Origin of the sequence: Vibrio sp. 05-20-BW147, from assembly GCF_013369385.1 — a bacterium.
Lineage (GTDB): Bacteria > Pseudomonadota > Gammaproteobacteria > Enterobacterales > Vibrionaceae > Vibrio > Vibrio floridensis.
On sequence record NZ_SZTO01000020.1, the window covers coordinates 41,968 to 64,669 of the forward strand.

Consider the following 22,702-nt stretch of genomic DNA (forward strand, 5'->3'; position numbering starts at 1 on the left):
CGATGATTAACCAGCTAATTGACCTACGAATGGGTTTGCAAACGTGAATAGAAGTGCGATTACGATACCGATCATTGGAACCGCATCAAGTAGACCAGCGATGATGAACATCTTAACTTGAAGCATAGGAGCCATTTCTGGTTGACGAGCAGCACCTTCTAGGAATTTACCACCTAGAACCGCGAAGCCTACTGCAGTGCCTAGTGCACACAGACCAACGATGATTGCTACTGCGATTGCAGAAAAGCTTAGTACAGTTTCCATTACTATCTCCAATTATAGCGATTAACTAAAAGTCTAATAAGAATAAACAAAATTAATGATCACTGTCTTCGTGAGCCATTGACATATAAACGATTGTCAACATCATAAACACGAAGGCCTGAATCAGGATTACCAGAATATGGAAGATCGCCCATGGTAGCGAGCCCATCCATTGTAGATACCATGGTAGCATTGCCGCACAAAGAATAAATACAACCTCACCCGCGAACATGTTACCGAATAGACGCATACCAAGAGAGAGAGGTTTCGCCAGTAGCGATACCACTTCGATTAGTAGGTTGAACGGGATCATTGTCCAGTGGTTGAATGGGTGCAAAGCCAATTCTTTTGCAAAGCCACCTAGACCTTTCACTTTGATGCTGTAATAGATCATCAGAGCGAATACGCCTAGTGCCATAGCCATGGTGATGTTCACATCAGCTGAAGGTACTACTTTTAAGTAAGGAATACCGAGCCAATGCTCTGCCGGGTATGGAAGGAAATCGATAGGAACCAAGTCCATCAAGTTCATCAAAAATACCCAACAAAAGATAGTCAGTGCTAGAGGTGCAATCAGCGGGTTGCGTCCATGGAACGTATCTTTGACGTTTGTCGCGACAAATTCTACGATCATTTCAACAGCACACTGAAGCTTACCTGGTACACCGGCTGTTGTTTTTCGAGCAACAGAGTAAAAAATTCCGAGGAAAATTAGACCTGTAAGCCAAGAAAAAAACAGACTATCGATATGTACGTTCCAGAAACTAGACTCTTCCGCCACCAACCCCAACTTGTAAGTTGAAAGGTTAGTTAGGTGGTGAGTAATGTAACCAGAAGGTGTTAGCGCTTCACCTGGCGCAGCCATAACTCATCCTATTTTTTGTTGTTAATGAATAGCGCTGGTGCAAAGATATTAATTCCGAGTACCAGCAAATAGGTTAGTTTCAGGGGAACAAGTTCCACCTGCATATACATGTAGGCTACAGAAAACAGCACTACTGTAATGAGAATCTTCAACGCTTCACCTGTGTAGAAGGAAATGGCAACGTATTTTGATGCCCTAGCCCCTACAAACAGAAATGCACATATTGAAAATACTGCATTGGCGACGACAAAAATGCCACCACCGATTAGCGAGGAAACTCCCCACTCAGCATTCACAGCTAAAGCTATTCCTGCTGCCACAAAAATAACCACGCCGGTCTCGATCATTAACAATTGCTTTACAAGCTCTCGTCCTGGCCTAGCCAACGCAGCTACCATGTATTCGTACCTCTAGTAAATCCCATCAATCCCCCACTCTTGTTGTGGGTCTGGGAAGTTGCGGAAAATTATACGGTGAGTCCAACTGATTGCAATTAAAACGCAGCAAAAACTTACAGTTTTGTTTACAAACCGACAACTTTCGTACAAAAATTGCTTTTTTACATAATTGACCTAAATCAATTATCTCATTTAGCTCTCAAGCTTGGCAATTAGTTGCTCTAATTTGTGAGGCTCATCAATACTTATCGTCAATTTCGCTTTTCCATTGGTGCTTTTCACTAAAGAAACCTTAGCCCCCAATCTTTCACTTAATTTTTGTGATATTTGCTGTATTTCTTCATCTTTTGGCTGATTTTTATCTTCAACCTTTGGCGTGAGACACTTTTTTACCAATTGTTCGGTTTGACGAACCGTAAGAGCTTTACTAGCAACCTGCTGAGCCACTTCCACTTGTTGCTCACCTTCCAACGCTAATAATGCGCGAGCATGCCCCATATCGAGCAGTTTCTGTGCAACAAACTGTTTCACTTCTAGCTCCAAGCCATTCAATCGAAGCAGGTTGCTCACCGCGGTGCGTGACTTACCAATCACATCCGCCACTTGCTGATGAGTCAGAGAAAACTCGTCTTGCAATCGCTCGAGCGCTTGTGCTTCTTCGATCACATTAAGATCTTCACGCTGGATATTTTCGATCAGCGCCATGGCGATCGCAGCACGATCTTCAACCTGTTTGATCAAACAAGGAACACGCTTAAGACCCGCTTGCTTAGCGGCACGCCAGCGCCGCTCTCCAGCGATGATCTCAAAATGACCATCTTGCAATGCACGCACAATAATAGGTTGAATAATACCTTGTGACTGGATGGACGCAGCTAACTCTTCGAGTGCCTGTGGCGACATATCTTTTCGCGGCTGATAAACACCAGGTTGCAACTGACCGACCGCAATATCGGTTAACTCACCTTCAGCAGACAGAGCTTGGCTGTGTGTTGCGATATGTTGTTTCTCACGAGCTAATGAACTGGTGGACAATAGTGCATCCAGTCCCTTTCCTAGGCCACGCTTAGACATTGGGATCAATTCCTTTGGTAAAGGTTAAACTGGGATTTCTTCTCGGCGCAGCATTTCTCCGGCAAGCGCCAAATACGCTTTTGAACCCGCAGAGTGTTTGTCGTAATACATCGCTGGTTTTCCATGACTTGGCGCTTCTGCTAAACGTACATTGCGAGGGATCACTGTGCGGTAAACTTTACTGCCGAAATGCTTTTTGAGTTGATCGGAGACTTCATTAGATAGGCGATTGCGAGGATCATACATGGTGCGCAACAATCCCTCGATTTTGAGTTTGTCGTTTACCACAGCCGCCAGCTTACTAATGGTATCCATAAGAGCCGTTAAACCTTCTAACGCAAAATATTCACATTGCATTGGCACCAGCACGGAATCCGCCGCAGCCATGGCATTGATTGTAAGAAGGTTTAAAGAAGGAGGACAATCAATAAAGATGAAATCATAGTTATCGCGAACTGAGGCTAACGCGTTCTTCAAGCGAACTTCGCGCGCGAACACTTCCATCAATTTGATTTCAGCGGCGGTGACGTCACCATTCGCCGCTATCAGGTCATATTTGCCAGTGGTGGTTTTACATACCACTTGATCAAATGGGGTTTCTTCGACGAGTAAATCATACGCGGTAGCGTCGACCATATACTTGTCGACGCCACTTGCCATCGTAGCGTTACCTTGCGGGTCCAGATCAACGACCAACACTTTACGTTTGGTGGCTGCCATTGAGGCCGCCAAATTGACACACGTTGTTGTCTTACCCACACCACCTTTCTGGTTGGCGATTGCTACTATTCTACCCACGATGACCTCGCTAATTTTCCTTGCGCGATAAGATTACAAGATGGCGATCCCCTTCCAACTCAGGAACAGTCAAAGATATGACCTCTGTCACACTACACCACTCCGGAAGCTGATCAATTTCATCTTTAGGGTGCAATCCCTTAAGAGCAAGAAAGACACCTTGACCGCATTTTGGTAGATGATGACACCACTCCACCATGTCTGTCATTGAAGCAAATGCGCGACTTAGAACACCATCAAATTTTTCTTCTGGTTGGAACTCTTCGACACGACTTTGCACCGTGGTCACATTTTCAATCTTTAGTTCATGGAGAACTTGTTTGATAAAGCGAATGCGCTTACCCAAGCTGTCCAACAAAAAGAACGTTTTCTCTGGATGCATGATCGCCAACGGAATACCAGGCAATCCAGGTCCAGTACCGACATCGATAAAACGCTCACCGTCAAGGTGAGGCGCGACTACGATGCTATCGAGGATATGTTTCACCAGCATGTCTTGCGGATCACGCACAGATGTCAGGTTGTAGGCTTTGTTCCACTTATTGAGCAGTTCCACATAACCTAACAGCTGTTCACGTTGACGTTCATTGACCTGTAAGTCGGTTTGCGCGATTAATGCGTCCAGTTTTTGGCGAAGAGCACTCATGCGTTTTCTTCTCCCACTTTCAACATGCCAATTTTCTTTAAGTGAACCAGCAAAATCGAAATGGCCGCTGGCGTAATACCAGAGATGCGTGATGCAATCCCCAATGTTTCGGGTTTGGCGGTGTTGAGTTTAAGTACTACCTCGTTGGATAGGCCTTTCACTTCGCTGTAATTGAGATCCACTGGCAATTTGGTATGTTCATGACGCAGGGATTTTTCAATCTCATCTTGCTGACGCTTAATGTAACCTTCGTATTTCACTTGAATTTCCACTTGCTCTGCGGCTTCAAGATCGTCGAGTGCAGGTGCAAAAGCGGCCAATGACGTGAGCTGCTCATAAGTCATCTCAGGGCGACGAAGAAGATCTTCACCACTGGCTTCACGGATCATTGGTGCTTTCAATAATTGGTTAAGCTCGTCAATACCGACAGAGCTTGGGTTCATCCATGTCGATTTCAGACGTTGACGCTCTTGCTCCATATTGTCGATCTTCTGGTTGAAACGAGCCCAACGAGCATCATCAATCAAACCAAGTTCACGTGCTTTTTCTGTCAAACGCAGATCCGCGTTGTCTTCACGCAGTAACAAGCGATGTTCTGCACGCGATGTGAACATACGGTACGGTTCTTTGGTACCCATGGTTGAGAGATCGTCGATCAATACGCCCATGTAGGCTTGATCGCGACGCGGGCTCCAACCTTCTTTCTCTTGACTGAACAAGCTGGCATTGAGACCTGCCATCAAGCCTTGTGCGGCCGCTTCTTCGTAACCAGTGGTGCCGTTAATTTGACCAGCAAAGAACAAACCTTGGATAAACTTGGTTTCGTAAGTCTGTTTCAAGTCACGCGGATCGAAGAAATCGTATTCAATTGCGTAACCAGGGCGAACAATGTGCGCGTTTTCAAAACCTTTCATCGAACGAACAATCTGCACCTGTACATCAAATGGCAAGCTGGTGGAGATGCCGTTTGGATACAGTTCGTGAGTCGTTAAACCTTCTGGTTCAATGAAGATTTGGTGGCTGTTCTTATCGGCAAAGCGCATCACTTTGTCTTCGATAGAAGGGCAGTAACGAGGGCCAATACCTTCGATGATGCCAGCATACATTGGGCTACGATCGAGGTTGTTGCGAATCACCTCATGCGTCTGCTCATTGGTATGGGTAATGAAACAAGGAATTTGACGTGGGTGATGAGTGCGATCGCCCATAAAAGAGAACACAGGCGTTGGGTTATCACCGTGCTGCGCTTCCAGCACTGAAAAATCGACACTACGTGCATCAATACGTGGAGGTGTTCCTGTTTTCAGACGATCAACACGGAAAGGCAGTTCACGAAGACGCTGTGCAAGCGCGATCGATGGAGGATCCCCTGCGCGCCCACCTGAGGAGCTTTCTAAGCCAATATGGATCTTACCACCAAGGAAAGTACCTACCGTCAAAACGACCGCTTTAGCATGAAACTTCAGACCCATTTGCGTAACCACACCGCGAACTTGATCGTTTTCAACAATCAAATCATCCACGGCTTGTTGGAAAAGAGTCAAGTTTGGCGCGTTTTCTAAAAAGTCACGCACGTACGCTTTATAAAGCGCTCGGTCGGCTTGTGCACGAGTGGCACGTACAGCTGGGCCTTTTGACGCATTAAGCGTTCTAAATTGAATACCCGCGTGATCGATGGCTTGTGCCATCAAACCGCCCATTGCATCCACTTCTTTGACTAAGTGTCCCTTACCGATCCCGCCAATCGCAGGGTTACAAGACATTTGTCCTAAAGTATCGATATTGTGAGTAAGTAATAAGGTCTTCTGACCTGTACGTGCTGATGCGAGTGCGGCTTCCGTTCCTGCGTGTCCGCCACCGACAACAATGACGTCAAATGTTTCGTGATAAAGCATGAACTGACCTCAGGTATTCAAAGGATTCAACAGTGAAAGAAAAAGAGCGATATTCTACCTGTTTTTAACTATGAGTGAAAATTGTTTTCGTACACTCGATCATAGGATCGTCTCTCTAAATATATATAAAGATCTTTATATATGATCTTTTATTGGATCTATTATTAGGATCCACCTCTCCTGTGGATAACCCATAAATGATCAACAAGATCATGGATCTTATTCGGATCAAATGATGTGATCATGATTTGATCTACTCTTGTATTTCCTGGGATCAAAAATGGTGGTTATACACAGGGCATGGTTTGGATGAAAGTTATTATTTTGATAACTATAGGAAAAACACGGGATCTTCTCTATTTTATCCACAGATGGTTTGTTGGTTTTTTGTTCAGATTGAAGGGAGGGAAGCTTGGTGGGTTATTCACAGAGAAAAGCGGAGTGTCACTCCGCTTGTCATCTAGCACAATTAAAATTGTTGGATATGCGCATTGAACCACTCTTCTGCAGCATCTTCTGGAACAGTGTGGTTTAAGACATCAATGGTTAAGCAATCTGTAATAGGCGTCGCGCCGATGTCTTCTAGCAAGGAGTAGGCGTGTAGGCCTGCCGCGCAGAAGGTATCGTAGCTTGAATCTCCGATGGCAATGACAGCATAGCGAACATCTCCCATTTTAGGAGGAGTGGCTTGCAGAGCGTGAATAAATGGTTGGATGTTGTCTGGATACTCTCCAGCGCCATGGGTAGAGGTAATGATCAACCATGTATCGCTATTTGGGATTTCAGACAGTTGAGGCTGATTGTGAATGTGAGTTTCAAACCCAGCAGCTTGCAGCAGATCGTTAAGATGATCGCCAACGTATTCTGCGCCACCCAGTGTGCTGCCAGTGATGATGTGAATCATAGTGTGTCCTTGAGTCGAAAAAAAAGCGCAGCCAATGGCTACGCTTTAAGGTTATTTACCGATACAGAATGAAGAGAAAATACGTCCGAGCAAATCATCAGAGCTAAACTCGCCCGTGATCTCGTTGAGATGCTGCTGAGCAATGCGGAGCTCCTCAGCGAGGATTTCTCCAGCCATATAACCCTCAAGCTGCTCTTGGCCTATCTGTAAGTGTTCTGCAGCGCGTTGAAGCGCATCCAGATGTCGGCGTCTTGCCATAAAGCCGCCTTCGGTGTTGCCTGAGAAACCCATACAAGCTTTAAGGTGATTACGCAATGCATCAACCCCTTGACCCGTTTTGGCCGACAAACGGATCAACGTCGGCTGACTGACATGGCAGATCCCCAGTGATTCTTGGGTTTGATCGGCTTTGTTGCGGATCACGGTAATGCCGATTTGTTCTGGCAAACGATCAATAAAGTCTGGCCAGATTTCTTTAGGGTCGGTGGCGTCGGTGGTGGTGCCATCGACCATGAAGAGTACGCGATCGGCTTGACGGATTTCATCCCAAGCGCGCTCGATACCGATTTTTTCTACTTCGTCTGAAGCATCACGCAGACCAGCGGTATCGATGATGTGCAATGGCATGCCATCGATATGGATGTGCTCACGGAGGACATCACGTGTGGTGCCAGCAATGTCGGTAACAATCGCAGACTCTTTGCCTGAGAGCGCATTCAACAGGCTCGATTTACCGGCGTTTGGACGGCCGGCAATCACCACTTTCATCCCTTCACGCATGATGGCGCCTTGGTTGGCTTCTTTGCGTACCGCGTCTAAGTTGTCGATGATGGCTTGCAGATCGCCCGCTACTTTGCCGTCGGCTAAAAAGTCGATTTCCTCTTCAGGAAAATCGATGGCTGCTTCCACGTAGATGCGCAGATGGATGAGAGATTCCACCAGCGTATGAATACGCTTAGAAAATTGCCCTTGCAGCGATTGGAGGGCCGATTTGGCCGCTTCTTCGGAGCTGGCATCAATCAGGTCTGCGATCGCCTCTGCTTGTGTGAGGTCCATCTTATCGTTAAGGAAGGCACGCTCAGAAAATTCTCCAGGCCTTGCTGGGCGAACTCCTGGGATGGTCAGGATGCGTTTAATCAGCATGTCCATCACCACAGGGCCACCGTGGCCTTGCAACTCAAGGACATCTTCGCCGGTGAAGGAATGAGGATTTGGGAAGAACAGGGCGATCCCTTGGTCGAGTTCGCTGCCGTCTACCGCTTTAAAAGGGAGATATTCGGCATAACGGGATTTCAGTGTTCTTCCGGTGACCTCTAATGCCACTTGCGCGGCTTGTGGGCCTGAAACACGGATAATACCAACACCACCTCGGCCCGGCGCGGTAGCCTGAGCAACAATTGTATCTGTGGTCATATAAGAGCCTATTTATTTCCGACCCATGGTTTGGTCGATGAATCAATGAGATGAATTGTAATCAGCTCAAAACAAAAAGGCGACCTTTTGGCCGCCTTTCTTTACTCTGTTTTTATTACTTACTTGGTGTGTAAGCCTTTTTTCTCCAGTGCTTTGTAAATCAAAGACTGCTGGATCAGAGTTACGATGTTCGATACTAGCCAGTATAGAACCAGACCTGATGGGAACCATAGGAAGAAGAAGGTAAACATCACCGGCATAAAGGTCATGATCTTCTGCTGCATAGGATCGGTCACGGTCGTTGGGCTCATCTTCTGGATTAGGAACATCGAACCACCCATCAATAGCGGTAGGATGTAGTATGGGTCCTGCGCTGAAAGGTCGTGAATCCATAGGAAGAATGGCGAGTGACGCAGCTCAACTGATTCCATCAATGCCCAGTACAGTGCGATAAAGATAGGCATCTGCAAAATGAGAGGAAGACAGCCACCAAGTGGGTTTACTTTCTCTTTTTTGTACAGTTCCATCATCTCTTGGCTCATACGCTGACGGTCATCACCGATGCGCTCACGCATTGCTTGCAGCTTAGGCTGTAGCATGCGCATCTTCGCCATTGAGGTGTACTGTGCTTTCGTTAGTGGGTACATTGCACCACGAACGATGAAGGTTAGACAGATGATCGCCACACCCCAGTTACCCACAAAGCTTTGGATAACAGACAGTAGCCAATGCAGTGGCTTCGCGATGAACCACAACCAGCCGTAATCGACAACCAAGTCAAGATTTGGTGCGACTTCTGCCATTTGGTCTTGCAGTTTAGGACCTGCCCAAAGGGTTGCTTGGAAGTGAGCGCTATCGCCATCCGCAATGGTTTTGTTTGGCATGCGAACACCGATGTCACCCATGTTACCAATCACGCGAGTGTATAGGTTTGCACCTGGCTCGTTGCGAGGGATCCACGCCGCAGCGAAGTAGTGCTGGATCATCGCAGCCCAACCTTGACCATTGGTCAGAGTAAGAGACAGATTGCGATCTTGCATATCTTCGAAGCTGTATTTCTTATAACGAGTATCTTCGGTTGAGTAAGCGCCACCACGGTAGGTTGGCATGGTGATGCTGCCGCCCGCGTCCATCAGGTTTTGACGAAGGTGGGCGTACATGCCTAACGTTGCGTTGTTGCCAGATTTGTTGACCACATCGAACTCAACGTCAATCGCGTAGCTGCCACGCTTAAGGATAAAGGTTTTGGTGTATTCCAAACCATTCGCTTGGTAGGTCATTGGAATACGCAATTCGTTTTGATCGTCAGCCAGAGTAAAGCTGTCTGCGCCCACTTGGTAACTTGGGCGATTTGCACTGCTAAGGTCGATGCCTTGTGGGCCAACCAAACCACTTTGTGCGATGAATTGATGACCTTGAGTATCTTTAAGAAGCTCGAAGGCATTCGCAGAATTCATCTCTGCAGAATATTGGTTCAAATCCGCAGCCACAACATCACCACCAACAGTGTCGATTGACAGAGTCAACACATCCGTTGTTACCGTGATGAGTTTTGCTGACGCTTGTTGCGCTGGCGCTGGGTCCAGTTCATCAGCAAAAGATGGTGCAGGTAAAGTGTTGCTTGTTTGAGCCTGTTCAACGGCTTGAGGGGCTGGGTTCTTTGCGACTTGCCACTGTTGGAACAGCAAGAAAGAAACCAGCGCCAGAAGCAGGACCAGGAGAGTACGTTGAGAATCCATCGTTATTTATCTCTGTCTTGTTTTTGGACTGGTGGAACGGGGTCAAAGCCCCCTTCATTCAAAGGGTGGCATTTTAATAGACGTTTGCCTGATAACCAACACCCTTTTACAAAACCGTGAGCTTTCAACGCTTCTATGGCATATGTAGAACAGGTTGGAGTAAAACGACAGCGCGGTCCAAGGAGAGGACTGATAAGACCTTGATAAAGACGGACAAGTCCGATTGTTAACCACGCGAGGGGCGAGACAGGCGATGCCATAGCTTATCAAACAACTTAAACAGTTCCTCATTGCTCAAATCTTGCGCGCTTTTCTTGGCGATCACAACAAAATCTTTATTGGGAAGTTGATGTTGTGTGTTACGAAAGCTTTCACGGGCTAGGCGTTTGAATCGGTTGCGACCAACGGCAGTTTTGATTTGCTTCTTGGGTACAGCCAAGCCTAAACGAGGATGAGAAAGGTTATTATTGCGAGCAATGATAGTGAAATGAGGAGAGCCAGCTCGATGAGCTTGCTGAAAGACGTTTTGATAATGCTCGGGAGTTAACAAACGTAACTCCCGATTGAACGCGTACGTATTCAAAATAAGCTAATGATTATTTTGACAGGCGCGCACGGCCTTTCGCACGACGTGCATTGATTACTTTACGACCGTTCTTAGTCGCCATGCGTGCACGGAAACCGTGAGTACGCTTGCGCTTTAGAACTGAAGGTTGAAAAGTGCGTTTAGTAGCCATTGTTATTACCTTTACTGATCAGTAGTTTTAGGTTCTAAGTTAACCCGGCGTGGGTCTGTTTTCTTCTCTATATAAAGAAGAGTTCACCGACGCCTCTCAACAAAGAGGCGGAATTGTAATCACAGTCACACAAAGTGTCAATCTTTGTGGTGTATCAACAAATCCGTCGGGCGATTATACGGAGTGTGAGTAAAATCTCAAGGATCTCGCGATCTTTGTCGGGATCTTTACTCCATTCCTACTTGGCGTAGGAATTTTTGTAAGCGAGGATCCTGTGGATTTCCAAAGATATCCTGTGGAGATCCCTGCTCAACAATCTTGCCTTCTGCCATAAAGATCACGCGATCCGCCACTTCTCGGGCAAATTGCATCTCATGGGTGACCACCAGCATCGTTTGGTGTTGGTTGGCTAACTTCTTCATTAATGAGAGGACTTCTCCAACCCATTCTGGATCCAATGCTGAGGTTGGCTCATCAAAAAGCAACAGTTCGGGCTGTAGCGCCATGGCGCGGCCAATTCCGACGCGCTGTTGCTGGCCACCCGAAAGGGCTGCTGGGTAGCTGTCGCCTTTTTCTCCCAGACCAATGTCGTCCAAGATTTGCTGCGCGCGTTTCAGAGCGTCTTCTTTTTTCCAGCCGCGAACGGTGACCAAACCCTCGGCAATATTTTGTCGCGCCGTCATGTGGGCAAATAACGCGTAGTTTTGAAACACGAAACCAGTGCGGCGGCGCAGCGCAAGCACTTCGGCTTTGGTGTGTTGTTGGCTATCGACACTGATGTCATCAATGGTGATTTTGCCTTGGTCCGCTTGCTCTAGAAAGTTAACACAGCGCAGCAAGGTCGACTTGCCAGTACCGCTTGAACCAATTATGACGATGATTTCACCTTGGTTGATGGTCAGATCAATGCCTTTGAGTACTTCTGTGTCGCCAAAGCGTTTGTGGATATTGTCTAATTTGATCATCTCGCATACGCCTTATTCAGTTTGTTCTCGGCCCAAATTTGCACTCGGGTTAGCACCAGTACGACACCCCAATAGATGAGTGCGACGGCCAAAAAGGCTTCAAAGAAGCGGAAGCTTGAGGAGGCTTCCATTTGCGCCTTGGCCATGATTTCCGCCACGCCTAGTGTAAAAGCCAAAGAGGTGGATTTGATCATGTCGATGAAGTAGTTCATCAACGACGGTAAAGCAACGCGAGTCGCTTGTGGCAAAATAATGCGACGCATCGCTTGAGAGGTGGTCATGCCTACCGACAAGCTGGCTTCCATCTGGCTACGGTCAATGCCAATAATCGCGGCGCGAATGCTTTCGGCCATGTAGGCAGCAAAATGCAGTGTTAAACCGATAACAGCGGCACTGAACGCGTCGAGTCCAACCATGATTGGGAAGATCTGAGGTAAGCCATAGTAAAGTAGGAACAGTTGTACCAGCAGCGGTGTGCCGCGGAAAAAACTGATATAAAGTTGGCTCAGTGGATCCAGAATCGGTATGCGAAATACGCGAATATTAGCGAGCATAATGGCTAAGGCCAGAGAGAAAATAAGACCTAGAAAAGCCATTTCCATGGTGGTGCCGAGGTATTTGAGCAGTATCGGCAGCAGCTCTAGCATGTAGTTAAAATCAAATCCCATACCAGTTACCTTTAAAGAAAACAAAAGGTGGAATGCGAATTCCACCTTAAAGAACAAAAGCTGTGACGAGCAGTATATCAGGTTACTTAGTAATGTCGGCACCAAACCATTTGATTGAGATTTTCTCAACTGTGCCATCGGCACGCATCTCAGCAAGGGCTTTGTTTACTTCACCTTGCAGCTTCACGCCACGTTCGTTGTTCACAAATGGCCATGCGTTAGCGATGGTTTCAAATGGTTCACCAGCCAATTGTAGTGGCAAACCGGTTTTCTTGATCAGTTCTAGTGCTGATAGGCGATCCATCACAAAGGCATCGGCACGTCCTAACGCAACATCATGCTCGATACCGGTATCGTAAGTCTTGATATTGATCTTGCCGTCTTTATCGTAATCGCGTAATAGCTGTTCAAAGTTTGAGCCTAGGTTGACCGCAACGGTTTTACCAGCGAGGTCTGCAACGCCTTTGATGCTGTCATTGCCCTTGCGTACGGTGATCTGAGCGCCGTCTACCACATAAGGGTCAGCAAAAAGGTATTTGGCTTTGCGCGCATCCGTCATGGTGATTTGGTTGGAGATGGTATCGATGCGACCCGTTTCAAGTAAACCAAACAGACCTGAGAAGTTTGCGGTCACGTATTCAACTTTGTAGCCGTTACGTTTACCAATTTCATCCCACATATCCACTTCAAAACCTTGCAGTTGGTCTTGCTTTACAAAGGTGAAAGGAAAGTAGCGGCCAGACATGCCCACTTTAACCACTTCTTCGGCAACCGCCTGAAAAGTTGCTGCAGAAAGCGCGATGGCAGCAATACTCGCTTTAATCCAGTTATTCATCTTGTGACTCCTTATCTTTATGGGAGGTGATGTTAATGTGATTTATCTCAATAGAATAAATAACTAGTTGTTATTAACCATAACCAGATGAATAGAGGGTCTTGGGGATAAAATGCCAAGATCCGTGGAAAAGTGGATCGTCTTGTGGGTAATCATTGGGCAAGGTGTGTTGATCCGCAAAAATCAAGCGAAATTATTGTGAATAACTTGGATCTTATTCACTGGATCGTCGATCAATCACTGGCGATCTTGGTTATCAACAGGTAAAATTGCCAATCTTTTCAGATTAATTTCGTACTCAGTGGGGGCACCGTGTCATCTTCGCTTTGGTTGCAGTGTATGCAACGGCTTCAAGAAGAGCTACCAGCTACAGAATTCAGTATGTGGGTTCGCCCGTTACAAGCGGAGCTCAATGACAATACGCTCACTCTGTTTGCCCCAAATCGCTTTGTTTTGGATTGGGTGCGAGACAAATACCTCAATAGCATTAATCGTTTACTGCAAGAGTATTGTGGTAACGATGTTCCGAGTTTGCGTTTTGAAGTGGGGAGCCGTCCTATTGCAGCGGCAAAACCTGCGCCAACGCGTACGCCAGCGGATGTGGCGGCCGAATCGTCGGCACCCGCACAATTGCAAGCACGTAAGCCAGTACACAAAACTTGGGATGATGATGCTCAAGCGATCGCTGACATCAATCACCGCTCAAATGTGAACCCAAAGCATAAGTTCAATAATTTTGTGGAAGGTAAGTCGAACCAGTTGGGTTTGGCGGCGGCACGTCAGGTGGCGGATAACCCAGGTGGGGCGTACAACCCACTGTTCTTATACGGCGGCACCGGTTTAGGTAAAACTCACTTGTTGCACGCCGTTGGCAACGCCATTGTTGATAACAAGCCCAACGCCAAAGTGGTTTACATGCACTCTGAGCGTTTTGTGCAAGACATGGTTAAAGCCCTGCAAAATAACGCAATTGAAGAGTTCAAACGCTACTATCGCAGTGTGGATGCCTTACTTATCGATGACATTCAATTCTTTGCCAACAAAGAGCGTTCGCAGGAAGAGTTCTTCCATACCTTTAATGCGCTATTGGAAGGTAACCAACAGATCATTCTGACTTCGGACCGTTATCCAAAAGAGATCAATGGGGTAGAAGATCGCCTGAAATCACGCTTTGGTTGGGGGTTGACGGTGGCAATTGAGCCGCCAGAACTGGAAACCCGCGTGGCGATCTTGATGAAGAAAGCGGAAGATCACCAAATTCACCTTGCCGATGAAGTGGCGTTCTTTATTGCTAAGCGTCTGCGTTCTAATGTTCGTGAGCTAGAAGGGGCATTAAACCGCGTGATCGCCAATGCCAACTTTACTGGCCGCCCAATTACCATTGATTTTGTGCGTGAAGCACTGCGTGACCTATTGGCACTGCAAGAGAAGCTGGTGACCATCGACAACATTCAAAAGACGGTGGCGGAATACTACAAGATTAAAGTGGCCGATCTGCTCTCTAAGCGACGTTCTCGCTCGGTTGCGCGTCCTCGCCAATTAGCCATGGCATTGGCCAAAGAGCTTACCAACCACAGCTTGCCGGAAATCGGCGATGCGTTTGGTGGCCGTGACCACACCACCGTGCTGCACGCGTGTCGTAAGATTGAGCAGCTGCGTGAAGAGAGCCACGATATTAAAGAAGATTACTCTAACTTGATTCGCACCCTGTCGTCTTAATCGGTTAGAATGACACAATTCTAAACACTTTATTGAAGCGGACAGCGTAAAGAGCCAAGCATGAAATTTACTATCGCACGTAGTCATTTTATTAAACCCCTTCAACAGGTTTCCGGTGCACTCGGTGGGCGACCAACGCTACCGATCCTCGGGAATTTGCTGATCAACGTTGAAAATGGTCAACTGTCAATGACCGCCACGGACTTAGAAGTGGAGCTGATCAGTAAAGTGACCTTGGAAGGGGAGTTTGAAGCGGGCAGCATTACGGTTCCTTCGCGCAAGTTTCTTGATATCTGCCGTGGATTACCCGACGATGCAGTGATCACGTTTGTATTGGAAGGCGATCGCGTGCAAGTGCGCTCTGGGCGTAGCCGTTTTTCGTTGGCCACATTACCTGCCAATGATTTTCCGAATATTGAAGATTGGCAAAGTGAAGTGGAAGTCTCTCTCACTCAGGGCGAATTGCGCGCACTGATTGAGAAAACACAATTCTCGATGGCCAACCAAGACGTACGCTACTACCTCAATGGCATGTTGTTTGAAATTGAGGGCAGCACACTGCGCAGTGTCGCGACCGATGGTCACCGTATGGCTGTGGCGCAGGCGCCATTGAGTGCTGATTTCGCACAAAAGCAGATCATCGTACCGCGTAAAGGTGTGCAAGAGCTGGTTAAACTGCTGGATACACCAGAGCAACCCGTCACGCTGCAAATTGGTAGCTCAAATCTGCGCGCCGAAGTAAACGATTTTGTCTTTACTTCTAAACTGGTGGACGGTCGTTTCCCGGATTACCGTCGCGTATTGCCACAACACACAACCAAAACACTGGAAGCAAGTTGTGATGAATTACGCCAAGCGTTTTCTCGTGCGGCGATTTTGTCGAATGAAAAATTCCGTGGCGTTCGTGTTAACTTGGCAGGCACTGAAATGCGCATTACCGCCAACAACCCAGAGCAAGAAGAAGCGGAAGAGATGTTGGACGTGAGCTTCGAGGGTGAAGCGATTGAGATTGGCTTCAACGTTAGCTACGTATTGGATGTGCTGAACACCTTGCGTTGTGAACAAGTGCGAATCTCAATGTCGGATGCCAACGCCAGTGCACTGGTTGAAAATGTCGATGATGACAGCGCCATGTACGTGGTTATGCCAATTCGTCTATAAGCTGATTGAATGCCGCTTTCTCGTCTGATTATTCAGCAGTTTCGTAATATCAAAGCCTGCGACATTGCACTGTCGCCAGGCTTTAACTTTCTTATTGGTCCGAATGGCAGTGGCAAAACCAGTGTCTTGGAAGCCATCTATTTGCTCGGTCATGGGCGCTCATTTAAAAGTGCTTTGACCGGACGCGTGATTCAAAATGAGTGTGATCAACTGTTTGTCCATGGTCGTTTTTTGAACTCGGATCAATTTGAGCTACCGATCGGCATTAATAAGCAGCGCGATGGCACAACAGAGGTTAAAATAGGCGGTCAATCTGGGCAAAAGTTAGCGCAGCTAGCACAAGTGTTGCCATTGCAATTGATTCATCCCGAAGGCTTCGATTTATTAACGGATGGGCCCAAGCATCGTCGAGCGTTTATTGATTGGGGCGTGTTTCATACCGAGCCCGCGTTTTACGATGCATGGGGGCGTTTTAAGCGCCTCAACAAACAACGTAATGCGTTGTTGAAGTCGGCAAAGAGCTATCAAGAGCTGAGTTATTGGGATAAGGAAATGGCACGTTTGGCCGAGTTGATTAGCCAATGGCGCGCCGATTACGTTGCCCAAATGCAAAACAAAGCGGAACAATTGTGCCAAGAATTTTTGCCAGAATTTCATATCCAATTGAAGTATTATCGTGGCTGGGAAAAAGAAACCCCATACCAACAAATACTGGAAGAGAATTTCGAGCGCGATCAAACGCTAGGCTATACCGTTAGCGGGCCAAACAAGGCCGATTTACGGATAAAAGTGAACAACACCCCGGTGGAAGATGTGTTATCGCGTGGCCAATTGAAATTAATGGTGTGTGCGCTCCGCTTGGCACAAGGCCAGCACCTAACGGAAAAAACCGGTAAGCAATGCGTCTATCTCATAGATGACTTTGCCTCTGAATTAGACAGTCAACGTCGCAAGCGTCTTGCTGATTGCTTGAAACAGACGGGGGCTCAAGTTTTTGTAAGTTCGATTACGGAAAACCAGATCAGCGACATGCGCGATGACTCTGGCCGACTGTTTCATGTGGAGCAGGGTGTAATCGAGCAAGGATAAATAATGAGAGAGTAACTCATGTCGAACAATTACGATTCATCGAGTATTAAGGTACTGAAGGGTCTGGATGCGGTACGTAAGCGTCCGGGTATGTACATCGGGGACACAGATGATGGCACCGGTCTGCACCACATGGTTTTTGAGGTGGTGGATAACTCAATTGATGAAGCCTTAGCAGGCCACTGTAAAGATATCGTAGTCACGATTCATGAGGATAACTCAGTTTCTGTTAGCGATGATGGCCGTGGTATCCCGACCGAAATGCACCCAGAAGAGAACGTGTCTGCTGCCGAAGTTATCATGACGGTATTGCACGCTGGCGGTAAGTTTGACGACAACTCTTACAAAGTGTCTGGCGGTCTTCACGGTGTAGGTGTTTCGGTGGTAAACGCACTGTCTGAAAAAGTGCTGTTGACGATTTATCGTGGTGGTCATGTTCATAGCCAAACCTATCGTCATGGTGTACCTGATGCACCGCTTGCTGTTATCGGCGATACTGAAAAAACCGGTACCACGGTACGTTTCTGGCCAAGTGCACAAACCTTCACCAACATCGAATTTCATTATGACATCCTAGCGAAGCGTCTACGTGAACTCTCTTTCCTGAACTCTGGCGTGTCGATCAAACTGTTTGATGAGCGCGAAGAAGATAAGAAAGATCACTTCATGTATGAAGGGGGTATTCAAGCGTTCGTCACTCACTTGAACCGCAACAAAACCCCCATCCATGAAAAAGTATTCCATTTCAACGCCGAGCGTGAAGACGGTATTGCGGTGGAAGTGGCGATGCAGTGGAACGATGGCTTCCAAGAAAACATCTACTGTTTTACCAACAACATCCCACAGCGTGACGGTGGTACCCACTTAGCGGGTTTCCGCGCGGCATTGACGCGCACACTGAACAGCTACATGGACAAAGAAGGCTACTCGAAGAAAGCGAAAACCGCGACTTCTGGTGACGATGCGCGTGAAGGTTTGACCGCTGTTGTTTCAGTAAAAGTGCCGGATCCAAAATTCTCAAGCCAAACCAAAGACAAACTGGTTTCTAGTGAAGTGAAGTCCGCAGTGGAATCCTTCATGGCAGACAAACTGAACGACTTCTTGGCCGAACACCCAAGCGAAGCGAAAACCGTTTGTTCTAAGATTATCGACGCCGCACGTGCGCGTGAAGCCGCACGTAAAGCGCGCGAAATGACACGCCGTAAAGGGGCGTTAGACCTTGCTGGCCTTCCAGGTAAACTGGCTGACTGTCAGGAAAAAGATCCTGCGCTGTCTGAACTTTACATAGTGGAGGGTGATTCGGCAGGCGGCTCCGCAAAACAAGGCCGTAACCGTAAGAACCAAGCAATCCTACCGCTAAAAGGTAAGATTCTAAACGTAGAAAAAGCGCGTTTCGACAAGATGCTTTCTTCTCAAGAAGTCGCAACGCTGATCACTGCACTAGGTTGTGGTATCGGTCGTGACGAGTACAACCCAGACAAACTGCGTTACCACAACATCATCATCATGACCGATGCGGACGTCGATGGTTCGCACATCCGTACGCTACTGTTGACCTTCTTCTACCGTCAAATGCCTGAGCTTATCGAGCGTGGCTACGTGTATATCGCTCAGCCACCATTGTACAAAGTGAAGAAAGGCAAACAAGAGCAGTACATTAAAGATGAAGATGCGATGAACCAGTACCAAATTTCCTTGGCATTGGATAACGCAGCACTGCACGTGAACCCAGACGCACCAGCATTGGCCGGTGAAGCACTGGAGAAACTGGTTCAGCAATACAATGCAGCGATCAAGCTGGTGGATCGCATGAGCCGTCGTTACCCACGTGCACTGATTCATGAACTGATTTATGTTCCGCGCCTCAGCGAAACACAATTTGCCGATCAAGCAGCAATGGCAGCATGGACAGAGCAACTGGTTACTCAGTTGAACGCCAAAGAAGTGGGCGCAAGCCAATACAGCTTTGAAATCGAACACGATGCAGAGCGCGGACTGTTCTCACCGAAGATTGTGGTTCGTACCCACGGTGTGATGCACGAGTACCCACTGAGCGTGGATCTGATCAACTCGAAAGAATACCAGAAGCTGGCAGAGCTGGCGGATGCGCTGGATGGTTTGATCGAAGAAGGTGCGTATATTCAGCGTGGTGAACGTACTCAAACCGTGAACAGCTTTGCAAGTGCGCTTGAGTGGTTGATTAAGGAATCTCGTCGTGGTTTGAGCCTACAACGCTACAAAGGTTTGGGTGAGATGAACCCAGATCAGCTTTGGGAAACCACCATGGATCCAGAAACTCGTCGCATGATGCGTGTGACCATTGAAGATGCCGTTGGTGCTGATGAGCTGTTCACGACCTTGATGGGTGATCAAGTTGAACCACGTCGTAACTTCATCGAAGAAAACGCCTTGAAGGTAGCAAACCTAGACGTGTAGTCGATAAGACGCGATCAAAATTAATGAAATGCCACCTCGCAAGAGGTGGCATTTTTACATAGGCTAGGAAAAACTGCCCTAGACCCTAGACCCTAGACCCTAGACCCTAGACCCTAGACCCTAGACCCTAGACCCTAGACCCTAGACCCTAGACCCTAGACCCTAGAAACGAAGACTGAAAATTCTTTTTCTGATCCCTTGAATCCCCATTTCCAGACCTTATATCTAGTTAAGAAGAGGGATGGCTAGCTTGCTCAACAAGAGAAGAACAGCGCCTCTGGCATCGCTAAACCAGATCGCTCAAGAGAGGATACTGAAGTTTAGTACTCAATTTGACTCTAGATTCGACACCATGTCCCCGTCCCCAAAAGTTGGGCTGTGGAGTGGATTATCGAATCCCTTAGCTCGGCGTTTTCTTGCATAAACACGCCAACAAGATAGGTTTATCTGGGCTAAGACTATTGCTTAAAAGAGGATAGGATTATGCGTAATGTAGATTTCTCACCACTATACCGTAATGCGATTGGTTTTGACCGTCTGTTCAACCTGATGGAAGCCAGCGCAGCCAAAAACAGTTCTGGCGGTTACCCTCCATACAACATTGAGCAAAAAGATGAGCACAACTACCGCATCACGATGGCCGTTGCAGGTTTTGCTGAAGATCAACTCGATTTGACGCAAAACGAAAACATGTTGATCGTGAAGGGTGAACGCAAAGCCGAAGACGGCAAAAACTACGTTTATCAAGGCATTGCCGAGCGCGACTTTGAGCGTAAATTCCAGCTAGCGGATTACGTCAAAGTGGTGGGCGCATCGATGGAAAATGGTTTACTGCACATCGATTTGGTGCGTGAAGTTCCAGAAGCGATGCAACCACGTAAAATTGCCATTGGTGGCACTAAACTGCTCGAGAACTGATGTCTGTGCTGTTAAATAGCAGCGAGTCGACTGGGGCAGGGCGACCAAACAGGTAGCCTTGCCCAAAATCACATTGAAATTGAGCAAGTAACTCTTCTTGCTCAATCTGTTCAACCCCTTCCGCTATCACCTGCATATCAAGATGATGCGCCAAAGTAATGATGCTTTGCGCGACTTTCTGATCGCCAGTATTGGAATTGATTTGGTCGATAAACGACTTATCAATTTTTAAATAGTTGGCTGGCACGTCTTTCAACACAGCTAATGACGAGTAACCCGTACCAAAATCATCAATCGCTATCTGTATACCCAGTTGTTTAAATTTGAGCAAGATATTGGTACAGGACTGAATGTTCTGCATCAAGGTGGTTTCGGTCAGCTCAAACTTCAGCGAATGCGCATCTACGCCATACTGCTGGATAATGCCGATAAACCGTTCAAAGAGTTGAGGATCGGACAGTTGGCTGGCGGAAATGTTGATCGACACGATCGGTTTCTCTGGTGCTGCTTGTGCAATAAATTGGCAGGCTTGAGCAAGGACACAATCACCAATCTCATTGATCAAGCCGCTTTGCTCTGCAAGCTCAATAAAGCTTGCGGGATAGAGTAAACCTTTCGTTGGGTGCAGCCAACGGACGAGAGCTTCATAGCAATGTATCTGGTGCGATCGAATGTCATAGATAGGTTGGTAATGAAGCACAAACTGATTTTGCTCAATAGCGATCTTCAAACTTTCAACGAGTTGGATTTTTTCATCGTCTCTGAGTTTCATGAACTTATCAAAGAAACAATATTGGTTGCGACCTTGGCTCTTGGCTTGATACATCGCAAAATCCACGTGTTGCATCAGTAGCGTGAGGTCTTGGCCATCTTGTGGAATAAGCACGACGCCGATGGAGACGGTTAGGCGATGAGAGTTCGGAATGTGTTCACACGGTTGTGATAGTGCGACAATCAGTGCAGAAAGACGCGCTTTGAGGCTGTCGATCTCTTGATATTCAAGGATAACGGCGAACTCATCACCACTGATTCGTGTGATCGATTGCGCATCGGAAACGTGGTGGCACAAGCGTTGGGCCACGACTTTTAGTACTTGATCTCCTACATAGTGGCCCAGTTGGTCATTGATCTGCTTGAAGTTATCGATATCGAGATATAGCAGGGCGTGGCAATGCGCCAGTGCGTCTGGTTTTTGTAGAATCTGGTTAAGCACATCCGTGAATTTTCGCCGATTGTCCAATCCAGTAAGCATGTCAGTATTGGCCAGCTTTTTGAGCTGAAATGTCTTTTGTTCGACGGCGTGTTGCAGCTTCTTCGGTAGTGTGACGTAGTAAAAAAAGCAAAAACTGGCGAAGCCACTGACTATGAAAGCAATGGCCAATTGAATTAACGCAGAGCCATACAGTTGCTGGCTTTGTGGTAGACCAACGATGAGCGTCCATTGGTTGTTGGGCACGTCAATGGTGACCTGGCTGCTGATCCAGTCTTGAGATATCGACTCACCATAAAAGACATCCATTTGGTTAGTGTCGGGGTGGGTGCGCGAGAGTTGAAAATGCAGATTATCTTTCTGTAGTTCCTGCAGATCGCTACTGGCAATTAAGTTTTCTAACAAAATCAGCGCGGAGACAAATCCCCAAAACTCGCTTTTATCTTGCTGTTTAAGAAACACGGGCCGACGAGCAACCATGCCTACGCCCCCTTGTTTTAGGGTAAAGGGGCCAGCGAGGGTGAGCTTGCCTGACTCCACGGCACTCAGCGCCTCTTTCTTTCTTGCATCGTCTTTGAGTAAGTTGTGGCCAATGGCTTTTTCGTTGCCAGCGAGAGGGTAAATGGATTGAATGATGCCATTCGGTGCCAATTGAACGTTGGTGATCACTTTACTTAAGGAAAGGACCTCTTGAGCGTACTCTTCAAAATTATCCATGTTACCGTTGTTTTGAATCACTTCGACGGCAAGAATTTGCGTGGAGGCGATCAATGCAGTGTGCAGCTCTTTCTCTAAGTTTTTTGCTTGAGTCATCGCGACTTGGCTCACCAACAGCTCTTTTTCGCGCAAATTGGTGGCGGTCACTAAATGGATAATCCACAAAGTAATTGAGAGTATCGATGCAAATAAGAGCAACGTCGCAATGAGAGGATGCTTTATATTGAGAAAGGTATTCATCCATGTACACC

The 22,702-nt window shown here is 47.2% G+C and carries 22 protein-coding genes; 5 read left to right on the forward strand and 17 right to left on the reverse strand.

All coding sequences use genetic code 11. From position 1 onward, the window contains the following. Window positions 1–6 precede the first annotated feature (6 nt). The 16 genes from atpE to FC652_RS16950 all read right to left on the reverse strand — a co-directional run bounded on the left by atpE (window position 7) and on the right by FC652_RS16950 (window position 13,201). A complete protein-coding gene (gene atpE / locus FC652_RS16875; RefSeq protein WP_011079050.1) occupies window positions 7–264 on the reverse strand; it encodes a F0F1 ATP synthase subunit C in 258 nt (85 codons plus the stop codon). 52 nt (window positions 265–316) lie between these two features. Then, window positions 317–1,129: a F0F1 ATP synthase subunit A gene (gene atpB, locus FC652_RS16880; protein WP_176299494.1), complete on the reverse strand. Its 813-nt coding sequence runs from the start codon at window positions 1,127–1,129 to the stop codon at window positions 317–319. An 8-nt stretch (window positions 1,130–1,137) separates the two neighbouring features. After that, window positions 1,138–1,527 (reverse strand): F0F1 ATP synthase subunit I, encoded by a 390-nt coding sequence (locus FC652_RS16885; RefSeq protein WP_176299495.1) that lies wholly within the window; start codon window positions 1,525–1,527, stop codon window positions 1,138–1,140. A gap of 192 nt (window positions 1,528–1,719) precedes the next feature. Next, complete coding sequence (locus FC652_RS16890; RefSeq protein WP_176299496.1) at window positions 1,720–2,601, reverse strand: ParB/RepB/Spo0J family partition protein; 882 nt, start codon at window positions 2,599–2,601, stop codon at window positions 1,720–1,722. A gap of 24 nt (window positions 2,602–2,625) precedes the next feature. After that, the gene (locus FC652_RS16895; RefSeq protein ID WP_176299497.1) at window positions 2,626–3,399 is read right to left on the reverse strand and encodes a ParA family protein; all 774 of its coding nucleotides are present in this window, start codon (window positions 3,397–3,399) and stop codon (window positions 2,626–2,628) included. A 10-nt stretch (window positions 3,400–3,409) separates the two neighbouring features. Continuing rightward, entirely contained in the window at window positions 3,410–4,045 is a 636-nt protein-coding gene (rsmG, locus tag FC652_RS16900) for a 16S rRNA (guanine(527)-N(7))-methyltransferase RsmG (protein ID WP_176299498.1), read from the reverse strand. Further along, window positions 4,042–5,940: a tRNA uridine-5-carboxymethylaminomethyl(34) synthesis enzyme MnmG gene (mnmG, locus tag FC652_RS16905; protein ID WP_176299499.1), complete on the reverse strand. Its 1,899-nt coding sequence runs from the start codon at window positions 5,938–5,940 to the stop codon at window positions 4,042–4,044. The genes rsmG and mnmG overlap by 4 nt, the downstream gene beginning before the upstream one ends. Window positions 5,941–6,409: 469 nt before the next feature. Further along, a complete protein-coding gene (gene mioC / locus FC652_RS16910; RefSeq protein WP_176299500.1) occupies window positions 6,410–6,844 on the reverse strand; it encodes an FMN-binding protein MioC in 435 nt (144 codons plus the stop codon). 51 nt (window positions 6,845–6,895) lie between these two features. Next, on the reverse strand, window positions 6,896–8,257 hold the full coding sequence (mnmE, locus tag FC652_RS16915) for a tRNA uridine-5-carboxymethylaminomethyl(34) synthesis GTPase MnmE (protein WP_176299501.1): 1,362 nt from the start codon (window positions 8,255–8,257) through the stop codon (window positions 6,896–6,898). A gap of 119 nt (window positions 8,258–8,376) precedes the next feature. Next, the gene (gene yidC / locus FC652_RS16920; RefSeq protein ID WP_176299502.1) at window positions 8,377–9,996 is read right to left on the reverse strand and encodes a membrane protein insertase YidC; all 1,620 of its coding nucleotides are present in this window, start codon (window positions 9,994–9,996) and stop codon (window positions 8,377–8,379) included. Between the two features lie 2 nt (window positions 9,997–9,998). After that, window positions 9,999–10,256 carry a membrane protein insertion efficiency factor YidD gene (gene yidD, locus FC652_RS16925; protein WP_072599185.1) on the reverse strand — a complete coding sequence of 86 codons (258 nt, stop codon included), beginning with the start codon at window positions 10,254–10,256 and terminating at the stop codon, window positions 9,999–10,001. Further along, on the reverse strand, window positions 10,223–10,546 hold the full coding sequence (gene rnpA, locus FC652_RS16930; protein WP_013572637.1) for a ribonuclease P protein component: 324 nt from the start codon (window positions 10,544–10,546) through the stop codon (window positions 10,223–10,225). Before rnpA ends, yidD begins: the two co-directional genes overlap by 34 nt. A gap of 46 nt (window positions 10,547–10,592) precedes the next feature. Continuing rightward, window positions 10,593–10,733 (reverse strand): 50S ribosomal protein L34, encoded by a 141-nt coding sequence (gene rpmH / locus FC652_RS16935; protein ID WP_011079039.1) that lies wholly within the window; start codon window positions 10,731–10,733, stop codon window positions 10,593–10,595. 227 nt (window positions 10,734–10,960) lie between these two features. Then, the gene (locus tag FC652_RS16940; protein ID WP_011079038.1) at window positions 10,961–11,698 is read right to left on the reverse strand and encodes an amino acid ABC transporter ATP-binding protein; all 738 of its coding nucleotides are present in this window, start codon (window positions 11,696–11,698) and stop codon (window positions 10,961–10,963) included. After that, complete coding sequence (locus FC652_RS16945) at window positions 11,695–12,366, reverse strand: amino acid ABC transporter permease (protein ID WP_176299503.1); 672 nt, start codon at window positions 12,364–12,366, stop codon at window positions 11,695–11,697. Before FC652_RS16945 ends, FC652_RS16940 begins: the two co-directional genes overlap by 4 nt. An 82-nt stretch (window positions 12,367–12,448) precedes the next feature. Further along, the gene (locus FC652_RS16950) at window positions 12,449–13,201 is read right to left on the reverse strand and encodes an amino acid ABC transporter substrate-binding protein (RefSeq protein WP_176299504.1); all 753 of its coding nucleotides are present in this window, start codon (window positions 13,199–13,201) and stop codon (window positions 12,449–12,451) included. A 312-nt stretch (window positions 13,202–13,513) separates the two neighbouring features. Between FC652_RS16950 and dnaA the strand changes: the two genes are divergently transcribed. From dnaA to FC652_RS16975, 5 genes are all read left to right on the forward strand, one after another. Then, the gene (dnaA, locus tag FC652_RS16955; protein ID WP_176299505.1) at window positions 13,514–14,920 is read left to right on the forward strand and encodes a chromosomal replication initiator protein DnaA; all 1,407 of its coding nucleotides are present in this window, start codon (window positions 13,514–13,516) and stop codon (window positions 14,918–14,920) included. Between the two features lie 60 nt (window positions 14,921–14,980). Then, window positions 14,981–16,081: a DNA polymerase III subunit beta gene (gene dnaN, locus FC652_RS16960; protein ID WP_017789607.1), complete on the forward strand. Its 1,101-nt coding sequence runs from the start codon at window positions 14,981–14,983 to the stop codon at window positions 16,079–16,081. Window positions 16,082–16,090: 9 nt separating this feature from the next. After that, the gene (recF, locus tag FC652_RS16965; RefSeq protein WP_176299506.1) at window positions 16,091–17,170 is read left to right on the forward strand and encodes a DNA replication/repair protein RecF; all 1,080 of its coding nucleotides are present in this window, start codon (window positions 16,091–16,093) and stop codon (window positions 17,168–17,170) included. An 18-nt stretch (window positions 17,171–17,188) separates the two neighbouring features. Continuing rightward, entirely contained in the window at window positions 17,189–19,606 is a 2,418-nt protein-coding gene (gyrB, locus tag FC652_RS16970; RefSeq protein WP_176299507.1) for a DNA topoisomerase (ATP-hydrolyzing) subunit B, read from the forward strand. Between the two features lie 483 nt (window positions 19,607–20,089). Beyond that, window positions 20,090–20,524, forward strand: coding sequence for an Hsp20 family protein (locus FC652_RS16975; RefSeq protein ID WP_176299508.1), 435 nt, complete (start codon window positions 20,090–20,092; stop codon window positions 20,522–20,524). On the opposite strand, the gene FC652_RS16980 is transcribed toward FC652_RS16975, so the two are convergent. After that, window positions 20,505–22,691, reverse strand: a complete 2,187-nt coding sequence (locus FC652_RS16980) for an EAL domain-containing protein (RefSeq protein ID WP_217904660.1) — start codon at window positions 22,689–22,691, stop codon at window positions 20,505–20,507. The two genes, FC652_RS16975 and FC652_RS16980, sit on opposite strands and share 20 nt — an antisense overlap. Window positions 22,692–22,702: the final 11 nt, after the last annotated feature.